Origin of the sequence: Desertihabitans aurantiacus (assembly GCF_003344635.1) — a bacterium.
Lineage (GTDB): Bacteria > Actinomycetota > Actinomycetes > Propionibacteriales > Propionibacteriaceae > Desertihabitans > Desertihabitans aurantiacus.
This window is the reverse complement of sequence record NZ_QPKK01000148.1, coordinates 1-9885: the sequence shown is the minus strand read 5'-3', so window position 1 is coordinate 9885 and position 9885 is coordinate 1. Positions and strand designations below refer to the sequence as shown.

Sequence of the window (9885 nt, the reverse complement as noted above, 5' to 3'; positions counted from 1 at the left end):
CCCGCCCCGACCCCGTCGGCGACCCCGACCCCCATACCCACCCCGACGCCCACGCCCGCCCCCGTGCTGGAGCTGCCCGGCGGCGGCACCGACCTGTTCCCCGGCACCCGGCTGGTCGGCTTCTCCGGCTACCCGGACGCCCCGGCGCTGGGCCGGCTCGGCGTCGGCGACCTCGACGACCGGGTGGTGGACATCAAGGACATCGGCGAGGACTACGACGGCGACGACCGCAGCATCACCCCGGTGCTCGAGCTGATCGCCACCGTGGTGCACAGCACGCCCGGTGAGGACGGCTCCTACCGCACCCGGGTCGACGAGGACGTCATCGCCGAGCACCTCGAGACCGCCCGCCGCCACGACGCGATGCTGCTGCTCAACATCCAGCCCGGCCGCGCCGACATGGCCGAGGAGGTCCGCCACTACGAGAGGTGGCTGCGCGAGCCCGACGTCGGCGTCGCCCTCGACCCGGAGTGGGCCGTGGACGACGACGAGGTGCCGGGCCGGGTGTACGGCTCCACCAGCGGGGAGGAGCTCGACGAGATCGCCGGCTGGATGTCGGACCTGGTGGCCGAGCACCGGCTGCCCGAGAAGGTGATGCTCTACCACCAGCTGCGGGTCGACATCGTGGAGGACCCCGAGGATCTGGGCCGCCACGACGGTGTCGTCACCATCGCCTCCATCGACGGCCTCGGCCCGCCCGGGGCCAAGGTCGAGACCTACGAGGCGATCGTGGAGACGCTGCCCGACGGCGTCCACGCGGGGTTCAAGCTGTTCTACGAGGAGGACACCGAGGGTGGCTCGGAGCTGATGACGCCCGAGCAGGTGATGGCCCTCGACCCGCGCCCGGAGTACGTCCTCTACGAGTGAGGACGGCTGCGCGCCCCGGCGTGGTCCGGCAGGATGAGCCCATGGCGCGCTCACTCTGGCTGACCGGGGACCCGCAGGCCGATGCCCTGCTGTCGGACGACCTCGACGCCCTGCTGATCGGGATGACCCTCGACCAGCAGGTGCCGATGGAGAAGGCGTTCAGCGGGCCGCGGGTGATCGCGGAACGGATGGGTGGCCGGTTCGACGTCGCCGCGATCGCCGCGATGCCCGTGGACGACTTCGTCGCGCTGTGCTCCCAGCGGCCCGCCGTGCACCGCTTCCCCGGCTCGATGGGCGCCCGGGTGCACCAGGTCTGCCAGGCGCTGGTCGAGCAGTGGCAGGGCAGCGCGGTGCACCTGGTCGAGGACGTCGACGACGGCGCGGAGCTGCGCCGCCGGATCGAGGCGCTGCCGGGGTTCGGGCGGCAGAAGGCGTCGATCTTCGTCGCCCTGCTGGCCAAGCAGTACGGCATCCGCCCCGCTGGTTGGCAGGAGGCGGCGGGGGAGTACGGCCAGGACGGGTTCCGCTCGGTCGCCGACGTCGTCGACGAGCCGTCGCTGCAGAAGGTCCGCGAGACCAAGAAGCAGGTCAAGGCCGCGGCCAAGGCGGCCCGCACCACGGCGTCGTGACCTCGACGCTGCCCGGTACCTACTACCTGGCTGCGGCCGTGGTGGCCGCGCTGCTGGTGCTGGGTCCGGTGGTGGCGGTGGTGGTCGTGGTCCGCCGCACCCCGGTGCGGCTGGTCGCGGTGGGCGTCGGCGTGCTGACCTTCACCGTCTCCCAGCTGCTGCTGCGGATCCCGCTGCTGTCGGTGGTGGAACCGCTGCTGGCCGGCTGGGTGGCCGCGCACCCGCTGCTCTGGCTCGCGCTGCTCAGCCTGTCCGCCGGGGTGTTCGAGGAGACGGCCCGGGCGCTCGGGTTCCGGTTCCTGCTGCGCCGCGAGCCGTCCCGCGCGGCGACGCCGCTCGGCGCCGGGCTCGGTCACGGCGGCATCGAGGCGGCCCTGCTGGTCGGGGTCTCGATCGCCTCCTCGGCGCTGCTCTTCTGGGCGCTGGACACCGGCTCGCTGCCTGCCGCCGTGCTGCCGCCGGAGGCCCAGCAGACCCTGGCCGCGCAGCGGGACGCCACCGCCGGGCTCGGCGCGGGCGGGCCGCTGGCCGCCGGCTACGAGCGGGTGGTGGCGATGGCGCTGCACCTGGCCCTCAGCGTCCTCGTCTTCGTCGCGGTGCGCACCGGACGCCGGCCGCTGGTCGTGCTGGCGGTGCTGCTGCACGGCGCGGTGAACTTCTGCGCCGTCGCCACCCAGCAGCTGCTCGGGACGTCCTCGCTGGCCGCGGTCTGGCAGGTCGAGCTGGTGCTGACCGTGGCGACCGCGCTGGTCGTGCTGCTGGTCTGGTCGACGACCCGCCGCAGCCGGGCGCTCGCCCAGACCGACGGGGCCCCGCGATGACCGGACAGCGCCTCCCCCTCGTGGTGGGGGCCGCCCTCACCGACGACCTCCAGCGGCCGGGCCGGCTGCTCGCCGCCCGTCGCCGTCATGGCGCGCTCGCCGGCTGGTGGGAGTTCCCCGGCGGCAAGGTGGAGCCCGCCGAGGCGCCGCTGGCCGCGCTGGCCCGCGAGCTCGACGAGGAGCTCGGCCTCACCGGCGTCACCTTCGGGGCGGAGCTGCCCGGGCCCGACGGCGGCTGGCCGCTGCCGAACGGCTCGCTGCTGCGGGTCTGGTGGGCCGTCACCGCCGAGGTCGTCGCACCGGGTCCGGACCACGACGCGGTGCGCTGGCTGACCGCGTCGGAGCTGCTGTCGGTGCCCTGGCTGGAGGGCGACCTGCCACTGGTCCGGGAGCTCACCGCCGTCCTCGGCTGAGGGGCGGACCGCCTGACGGGTCAGGTCACGGCCAACGGGGCGCCGTCACCAGCTGGCGCCGCGGAGCCAGAGCCAGTCCCCGGTGGCGACCACGACCCACCCGCGTCCGGCGGCGACGCCGGGGGCCTCGACACCGAGCAACCCCTCCACCGCCTCCCGGTCGTCGTCGGGCAGGTCGCTGAGCAGTGCACGCAGGTGCGGACGGGCCTCCTCGGCCGGCCCGGCGCCGACGGCCACCAGCCGGCCGTCGGCGTCGCCCTCCAGGGTGAGCTCGACCCCGTCGCCCGCGCAGCTGACCAGCACCGCGTCGGTGGCCGGCTCGCAGGACAGACCGTCGCCTTCCAGCACCTCCACCGCGGTCGCCGGGTCGAGCCCGAGGTCGGCGGCCGGGACGCTACCCAGCGGGGGACCGGCGTTGGCGAAGGCGACCCGCAGGTCGGCGCCGAGCGTCCACACCTCGAAGTCGGCTGGCCGGGTCGGCACCGGGCGCACCTCACCCGGTTCGGCGGCGGCGACCTCGGCGGCGGCCCCGACCAGCTGGTCGAGCTCGGTGCTGCTCAGCCCGACCGCCAGGGCGACGGCGGCCAGCAGCGGCGGCGGGACGTCGGCGGTGACGTCGTCGCTCGGCATGGTCAGCGACAGCCCCTGCGCCTCGTCACCGTCCCGGCTCCACTGCACGTAGGTCCACCGCTGCGGCGGGAGCGCGTAGCAGCCGTGCACCTCGGGCTCGTCGAGCTCGCGGACGCACTGCAGCCCGGCCGCCTCCAGCTGGCTGAGCAGCAGCGGGTGCGACGGCCCGGGCGCCTGCCCGGGCGGGACGTCGGTGACCTGGTCCAGCGCCGAGCCGGGGCGACCCACCGTCAGCCACCAGGTGGCCACGAGCGCGGTCAGCAGCACCAGCACCACCAGACCTCCACCGCCGAGCAGCAGACCGCGCCGTCCACGCCGGGCGGGTCGCACCGGCGGGTCGGGCACGAGATCGAGCTGCTCGGGAGCGGGCCCGGCCGCCGGGGGAGCCGGCGGCCGGAACGACGGCACGTCGGCCGGGGGTGGGGCGCCGGTGCCCGGGGACGTCGTCATCGCCGGCTCCGCCCACGGTGCACCCGGGCCGGCAGCCCGGCGAGCACGGTGGCCCAGTCGGTGAACCGGTCGCGGTCGGTCGCGTTGTCCTCGTTCCAGCCGCCGTGCTGCAGGCGCAGCAGGGACCCTCCGGGCCGGGCGGTGAAGGTGACCAGCACCTGGCTGGGCACCCCGGTGTCGTGGGCCAGCACGAAGCTGTGGCTCAGTGCGGTGCCGGGCTGCCAGAGGGTGATGGTGCCCCAGAGCTGGGAGGACCCGTCGGCGTGCAGCTCGCGGATCTCCCCGCCCGGGCCCGGCGTCACCGCGACCCCGCTGAAGGTGGTCGCGTCGGAGGTGTAGCGCGGGTCCCACCACGAGCCCAGGTCGACGTAGGCGTCGAAGGCCGCCGCCGGCGCGACGGGCAGCTCGAGGTCGAGCCGGATCGGCATCAGCGGGGGCACGGTCCCAGCCTGCCAGAACCCGCCCGGGGTGGCACCGTGGCGCGGCGGCCGTCCACAGCCTCCCCGGGGCCCGCGGTTTCTGCGGCACCGGTCGGGGTAGGCCACCGGTGACGTCGCGCACGAGGAGGACACGGTGCCGAAGACCGGGAAGAACGGGAAGCCGATCGAGGACGAGCTGCCGAGCACGTTGCGGCGTTCGGGGGACAAGGCCCAGCGGACCTTCGCCAAGGCCCACGACTCGGCCGCGGAGGAGTACGACGACGAACGCCGCGCCCACCAGGTCGGCTACGCCGCGCTCAAGCACACCCACCACAAGGTCGGCGACCACTGGGAGCCCAAGGACGAGCCGGGCCCGTCGGACGCCCAGGCCGAGGGCGGGCGCGACACCGACCGCGAGACCGCCGGCGGGGTCGACGCCAACGCCACCAAGGACGAGCTGATGGACGTGGCCCGCCGGCTGGACGTCTCCGGGCGCTCCGACATGACCAAGGACGAGCTGGTCGAGGCCATCCAGAAGGCCAACGACCGGTCCACGCGCAAGGCACGGGAGGAGGAGCGGTGAGCCAGTACGACGAGGAGCACGACGACCAGGACGCCGAGCCGACGATGACGGCACCGCCGGAGGAGCGGCCGACCGGCGAGCGCCGGGAGGACGACCCGCAGCAGGCACCGGGGGACCAGGCCGCCAAGGACGATCCGGTCGAGGGCTGACGGCCCGACCTGGCACGATCGGGCGGGTGAGCACCTCTCCGCCCGGCAGCGACCGGCTGCGTGACCTGGCCCTGCTCCGGCGGGTGCGGGACCGCATCGACCGCGACTACGCCCAGCCGCTGGACGTCGAGGCGCTGGCCCGCGGTGTCCACATGTCGGCCGGGCACCTGAGCCGGCAGTTCAAGGCGGCCTACGGCGAGTCCCCCTACAGCTACCTGATGACCCGGCGGATCGAGCGGGCGATGGCGCTGCTGCGCCGCGGCGACCTCAGCGTCACCGAGGTCTGCTTCGCCGTCGGCTGCTCCTCGCTGGGCACCTTCAGCACCCGGTTCACCGAGCTGGTCGGCGTCCCTCCCAGCGTCTACCGGGCGACCTCCGGGGACGACCTCGCCGGGATGGCGCCGTGTCTGGCCAAGCGGGTCAGCCGACCGGTCAGGAATCGAGAAGCACCCGGGCGGGGCACGGCCCTAGCGTGAGGGCCATGGACCTCACCATCCACCAGGCGTTCCTGCCGCACACCGACCACGAGGCCTCGCTGGCCTTCTACCGCGACACCCTCGGCTTCGAGGTGCGCAACGACGTCGAGTACCAGGGTCTGCACTGGCTCACCGTCGGCCCGCCCGGCCAGCCTGGCACCAGCATCGTGCTGCACCCGCCGTTCGCCGACCCCGGCATCACCGAGGAGGAGCGCCGGGTGCTCAGCGAGATGATGGCCAAGGGCACCTACGCCGGCATCAACCTGGCCACCTCCGACCTCGACGCCACCTTCGAGCGGCTGCAGGCCGGCGACGCCGAGGTGGTCCAGGAGCCCACCGACCAGCCGTGGGGGACGCGTGACTGCGCCTTCCGCGACCCGGCCGGCAGCATGATCCGCATCTTCGAGGTGCGCGCCCAGGACCCGACGTCGCCGGCATGACGGACGGTCCGCGGCCCGGTGCCCGACGCCGCAGCGACACCGAGCACCGGCTGCGCACCGACGTCGACCTGTGGGTGGCCACCGCCTCGGCCGACCAGACGCCGCACCTCGTCCCGCTGTCCTTCGACTGGGACGGCCAGACGATCCTGCTGGCCACCAGCCTCGCCACCGCCACCGGCCGCAACCTCGCCGCCCGCGGGGTGGTCCGGCTGGGGCTCGGACCCACCCGCGACGTCACCCTCGTCGACGGCGAGGTGGAGGTGCTCGCCCTCGACGCGCTGCCGGCCACGGAGGCCGACCGGTTCGCCGCCCGCGCCGGTTTCGACCCGCGTCGCGGCGGCGGCTCCTACCGCTGGTTCCGGGTCCGGCCGCGCCGGGTCCAGGCCTGGCGGGAGGTCGACGAGCTGTCCGGACGCGAGCTGATGCGCGACGGTCGCTGGCTGGTCTGAGCGCCGCCACCGGCCGGGGTCGAGGGGCCCCGGCCGGGCACCCGAACTGGTTAGATCGACCCAGGCGACGCCGGCGACGTCCGTCGGCCTGAGGAGGAGACAGATGGACACCGTCACCCGCACCGACGCGCACCCGCCGGCACCGCACGCCGCGGACAGCCACGACCTGATCCGGGTGCAGGGTGCGCGGGAGAACAACCTCAAGGACGTCAGCGTCGACCTGCCCAAGCGCCGGCTCACCGTCTTCACCGGCGTCTCGGGCTCGGGCAAGAGCTCGCTGGTGTTCGGCACCATCGCCGCGGAGTCGCAGCGGCTGATCAACGAGACCTACAGCGCGTTCGTGCAGGGGTTCATGCCGAGCCTGGCCCGTCCCGACGTCGACGTGCTGCAGGGGCTGACCACCGCGATCATCGTCGACCAGGAGCGGATGGGCGCGAACGTGCGCTCGACGGTCGGCACCGCCACCGACGTCAACGCGATGCTGCGGATCCTGTTCAGCCGGCTCGGTGAGCCCCACATCGGCTCGTCCCAGGCGTTCTCGTTCAACGTCGCCTCGATCAGCGGGGCCGGTGCGGTGACCATCGAGCGGGGCGGGCAGAAGATCAAGGAGCGCCGGGACTTCGAGATCACCGGCGGCATGTGCCCGCGGTGCGAGGGGATGGGCTCGGTCACCGACTTCGACCTCAGCGCGCTCTACGACGACACCAAGTCGCTGCGGGAGGGCGCGCTGACCATCCCCGGCTACAGCATGGACGGCTGGTACGGCCGCATCTTCATGGAGTCGGGGTTCCTCGACCCCGACAAGCCGATCGGGCGGTACACGAAGAAGGAGCTGGACGCGCTGCTGCACAAGCCGGCAACCAAGATCAAGGTGGAGGGCATCAACGTCACCTACGAGGGTCTGATCCCGCGGATGCAGAAGTCGTTCCTGTCCAAGGACCGCGAGGCGATGCAGCCGCACATCCGCGCCTTCGTCGACCGGGCGGTCACCTTCACCGACTGCCCCGAGTGCGAGGGCACCCGGCTCAACGAGGGCGCCCGCTCGTCCAAGATCAAGGGGATCAGCATCGCCGACGCCTGCCGGATGCAGATCAGCGACCTCGCCGAGTGGGTCCGCGGGCTGGACGCGCCGTCGGTGGCCCCGCTGCTGGGCGGGCTGACCGAGACGCTGGACTCCTTCGTCGAGATCGGGTTGGGCTACCTCAGCCTGGACCGGCCGGCCGGCACGCTGTCGGGTGGTGAGGCCCAGCGCACCAAGATGATCCGCCACCTGGGCTCCTCGCTCACCGACGTCACCTACGTCTTCGACGAGCCGACGATCGGGCTGCACCCGCACGACATCCAGCGGATGAACGAGCTGCTGCTGCGGCTGCGCGACAAGGGCAACACGGTGCTGGTGGTCGAGCACAAGCCCGAGACCATCGCGATCGCCGACCACGTGGTCGACCTCGGCCCCGGGGCGGGCACCGCGGGCGGGGAGATCGTCTACCAGGGCGACGTCGATGGGCTGCGCCGCAGCGGCACCCTGACCGGCCGGCACCTCGACGACCGGGCCCGGCTCAAGCCGTCGGTGCGCAGCCGCACCGGCGCGCTGGAGGTCCGCGGCGCGAGCACCCACAACCTCCGCGACGTCGACGTCGACATCCCGCTCGGGGTGCTGGTCGTGCTCACCGGCGTCGCCGGCTCGGGCAAGAGCTCGCTGGTCTCGGGCTCGGTGGCCCGCCGCGACGGCGTGGTGACCATCGACCAGGGGGCGATCAAGGGCTCCCGGCGGAGCAACCCCGCCACCTACACCGGGCTGCTGGAACCGGTCCGCAAGGCCTTCGCCAAGGCGAACGGGGTGAAGCCCGCGCTGTTCAGCGCCAACTCCGAGGGCGCCTGCCCCAGCTGCAACGGCGCCGGGGTGATCTACATGGACCTGGCGATGATGGCCGGGGTGTCGACCCCGTGCGAGGTCTGCGAGGGCAAGCGGTTCCAGCCGGCGGTGCTGGAGTACCGCCTCGGCGGCAAGGACATCAGCGAGGTGCTGGCGATGTCGGTGGCCGAGGCCGAGCCGTTCTTCGCCACGGGGGAGGCGCGGACGCCGGCCGCGCACACCGTCCTGCAGCGGCTCGCCGACGTCGGGCTGGGCTACCTCACCCTGGGCCAGCCGCTGACCACCCTCTCCGGCGGCGAGCGGCAGCGGCTCAAGCTGGCCACCCAGATGGGGGAGAAGGGCGAGGTGTACGTCCTGGACGAGCCCACCACCGGGCTGCACCTGGCCGATGTCGAGCAGCTCCTCGGCCTGCTGGACCGGCTCGTCGACGGTGGCCGCTCGGTCGTCGTCATCGAGCACCACCAGGCGGTGATGGCCCACGCGGACTGGATCATCGACCTCGGCCCCGGTGCCGGGCACGACGGCGGCCGGGTGGTGTTCGAGGGCACCCCGGCCGACCTGGTCGCCGACCGCTCGACGCTGACCGGCCAGCACCTGGCGGCCTACGTCGGCGGGGCGTGAGCCAGGGACGGCGACCGGTGGCCGGGCGGCGCCGGCCTGCCTATGCTGCCCGGCATGGCCGACGTGTACCGCGCCCTGGACGACGAGACCAGGCGGCTCGTGCTCGACGAGCTGGCGGTGCGTGACGGCCAGACGCTGTTCGAGATCTGCGCCACCCTGGCCACCCGGCACCAGCGCAGCCTCACCCGTCAGGCGGTCTCGCAGCACCTGGCGGTGCTGGAGTCGGCCGGGCTGGTCGTCACCGAACGCCGCGGACGGACCAAGCTGCACCACTTCGACCGTGCCCCGCTGGCCGAGATCGCCGGCCGCTGGCCCCTGCCCGAGGAGACCACCCCGTGCGCCTCAACCTGATCACCCTCTACGTGGACGACCAGCGGGCGGCGCTGGCCTTCTACACCGAGGTGCTGGGCTTCGTCCTGCGCCACGACCTGCCGCTGGGTGAGGACTCCTGGCTCACCGTCGTCTCCCCGGAGGCGCCCGAGGGCCCGGAGCTGCTGCTGGAGCCGGCCGGGCACCCGGCGGTCGGGCCCTACCGTGACGCGCTGGCCGAGGACGGCGTCCCGCTGCTGCAGCTGACCGTCGACGACCTGCCGGCCGAGCACGAGCGGCTGACCGGGCTCGGGGTGGTGTTCACCCAGCCGCCGACCGATCTCGGGACCGCCCTGGTGGCCGTCCTCGACGACACCTGCGGCAACCTCGTCCAGCTGGTGCAGCCCCGGCCCCAGGGGGTCGGTGCGTGAACCCCGAGCGGGGGCGCGGGTGATCCTCTCCCCGGACAAGGACCTGCGGCTGGTCACCCTGCGCCGGGGCGGCACGCTGACCGACGCCGACCACCACCTGCTCGCGCTCTGGGCCGCCACCTGCGCCGAGCACGTGCTGCCGCTGTTCGAGGCCGTCCGACCCGAGGACCCGCGTCCGCGCCAGGCGCTGGAGCAGGTGCGGGGCTGGGTGCGCGGCGAGGTGGGGATGATGGCCTCGCGGGCGGCCGGCGGCCACGCCATGGGCGCGGCCCGGGACCTGCGCGGGCCCGCGCGGCACGCCGCCTACGCCGCCGGGCAGGCG

The 9885-nt window shown here is 74.0% G+C and carries 15 protein-coding genes; 13 read left to right on the top strand and 2 right to left on the bottom strand.

Going from position 1 to position 9885, the window contains the following annotated elements; genetic code table 11:
* From DVA66_RS12475 to DVA66_RS12460, 4 genes are all read left to right on the top strand, one after another.
* The coding region (locus tag DVA66_RS12475; RefSeq protein ID WP_232821932.1) for a hypothetical protein at window positions 1-867 on the top strand (867 nt) is incomplete at its 5' end.
* 41 nt (window positions 868-908) lie between these two features.
* Window positions 909-1496, top strand: coding sequence for an HhH-GPD-type base excision DNA repair protein (locus DVA66_RS12470; protein ID WP_114560381.1), 588 nt, complete (start codon window positions 909-911; stop codon window positions 1494-1496).
* A complete protein-coding gene (locus tag DVA66_RS12465; protein WP_114560380.1) occupies window positions 1493-2317 on the top strand; it encodes a YhfC family glutamic-type intramembrane protease in 825 nt (274 codons plus the stop codon). Before DVA66_RS12470 ends, DVA66_RS12465 begins: the two co-directional genes overlap by 4 nt.
* Window positions 2314-2730 carry an NUDIX domain-containing protein gene (locus tag DVA66_RS12460; RefSeq protein WP_114560379.1) on the top strand — a complete coding sequence of 139 codons (417 nt, stop codon included), beginning with the start codon at window positions 2314-2316 and terminating at the stop codon, window positions 2728-2730. The genes DVA66_RS12465 and DVA66_RS12460 overlap by 4 nt, the downstream gene beginning before the upstream one ends.
* A 45-nt stretch (window positions 2731-2775) precedes the next feature.
* On the opposite strand, the gene DVA66_RS12455 is transcribed toward DVA66_RS12460, so the two are convergent.
* The gene (locus DVA66_RS12455; RefSeq protein WP_114560378.1) at window positions 2776-3810 is read right to left on the bottom strand and encodes a hypothetical protein; all 1035 of its coding nucleotides are present in this window, start codon (window positions 3808-3810) and stop codon (window positions 2776-2778) included.
* Window positions 3807-4250 carry an SRPBCC family protein gene (locus DVA66_RS12450; protein WP_114560377.1) on the bottom strand — a complete coding sequence of 148 codons (444 nt, stop codon included), beginning with the start codon at window positions 4248-4250 and terminating at the stop codon, window positions 3807-3809. The genes DVA66_RS12455 and DVA66_RS12450 overlap by 4 nt, the downstream gene beginning before the upstream one ends.
* A gap of 133 nt (window positions 4251-4383) precedes the next feature.
* Between DVA66_RS12450 and DVA66_RS12445 the strand changes: the two genes are divergently transcribed.
* From DVA66_RS12445 to DVA66_RS12410, 9 genes are all read left to right on the top strand, one after another.
* Complete coding sequence (locus tag DVA66_RS12445; protein ID WP_114560376.1) at window positions 4384-4812, top strand: ChaB family protein; 429 nt, start codon at window positions 4384-4386, stop codon at window positions 4810-4812.
* Complete coding sequence (locus tag DVA66_RS20935; protein WP_157973978.1) at window positions 4809-4961, top strand: hypothetical protein; 153 nt, start codon at window positions 4809-4811, stop codon at window positions 4959-4961. Before DVA66_RS12445 ends, DVA66_RS20935 begins: the two co-directional genes overlap by 4 nt.
* Before the next feature lie 26 nt (window positions 4962-4987).
* On the top strand, window positions 4988-5437 hold the full coding sequence (locus tag DVA66_RS12440; protein ID WP_114560375.1) for a helix-turn-helix transcriptional regulator: 450 nt from the start codon (window positions 4988-4990) through the stop codon (window positions 5435-5437).
* Window positions 5438-5442: 5 nt separating this feature from the next.
* A complete protein-coding gene (locus tag DVA66_RS12435) occupies window positions 5443-5877 on the top strand; it encodes a VOC family protein (RefSeq protein ID WP_198671716.1) in 435 nt (144 codons plus the stop codon).
* Window positions 5874-6326: a pyridoxamine 5'-phosphate oxidase family protein gene (locus DVA66_RS12430; RefSeq protein WP_114560373.1), complete on the top strand. Its 453-nt coding sequence runs from the start codon at window positions 5874-5876 to the stop codon at window positions 6324-6326. The genes DVA66_RS12435 and DVA66_RS12430 overlap by 4 nt, the downstream gene beginning before the upstream one ends.
* Before the next feature lie 103 nt (window positions 6327-6429).
* Window positions 6430-8823 carry an ATP-binding cassette domain-containing protein gene (locus DVA66_RS12425; protein WP_114560372.1) on the top strand — a complete coding sequence of 798 codons (2394 nt, stop codon included), beginning with the start codon at window positions 6430-6432 and terminating at the stop codon, window positions 8821-8823.
* Window positions 8824-8877: 54 nt separating this feature from the next.
* On the top strand, window positions 8878-9174 hold the full coding sequence (locus DVA66_RS12420; protein WP_198671715.1) for an ArsR/SmtB family transcription factor: 297 nt from the start codon (window positions 8878-8880) through the stop codon (window positions 9172-9174).
* A complete protein-coding gene (locus DVA66_RS12415; RefSeq protein ID WP_114560371.1) occupies window positions 9159-9563 on the top strand; it encodes a VOC family protein in 405 nt (134 codons plus the stop codon). The genes DVA66_RS12420 and DVA66_RS12415 overlap by 16 nt, the downstream gene beginning before the upstream one ends.
* Window positions 9556-9885, top strand: a 330-nt coding sequence (locus DVA66_RS12410) for a putative immunity protein (RefSeq protein ID WP_408608910.1), incomplete at its 3' end; no start/stop codon positions are given. The genes DVA66_RS12415 and DVA66_RS12410, both read left to right, overlap by 8 nt.

What these genes read in the sequence shown, in the direction of transcription:
- DVA66_RS12430 (WP_114560373.1), top strand. Translation starts at nt 5,874, where the DNA reads ATGACGGACGGTCCGCGGCCCGGTGCCCGACGCCGCAGCGACACCGAG.
- DVA66_RS12470 (WP_114560381.1), top strand. Translation starts at nt 909, where the DNA reads ATGGCGCGCTCACTCTGGCTGACCGGGGACCCGCAGGCCGATGCCCTG.
- DVA66_RS12435 (WP_198671716.1), top strand. Translation starts at nt 5,443, where the DNA reads ATGGACCTCACCATCCACCAGGCGTTCCTGCCGCACACCGACCACGAG.
- DVA66_RS12455 (WP_114560378.1), bottom strand. Translation starts at nt 3,810, where the DNA reads ATGACGACGTCCCCGGGCACCGGCGCCCCACCCCCGGCCGACGTGCCG.
- DVA66_RS12425 (WP_114560372.1), top strand. Translation starts at nt 6,430, where the DNA reads ATGGACACCGTCACCCGCACCGACGCGCACCCGCCGGCACCGCACGCC.
- DVA66_RS12420 (WP_198671715.1), top strand. Translation starts at nt 8,878, where the DNA reads ATGGCCGACGTGTACCGCGCCCTGGACGACGAGACCAGGCGGCTCGTG.
- DVA66_RS12460 (WP_114560379.1), top strand. Translation starts at nt 2,314, where the DNA reads ATGACCGGACAGCGCCTCCCCCTCGTGGTGGGGGCCGCCCTCACCGAC.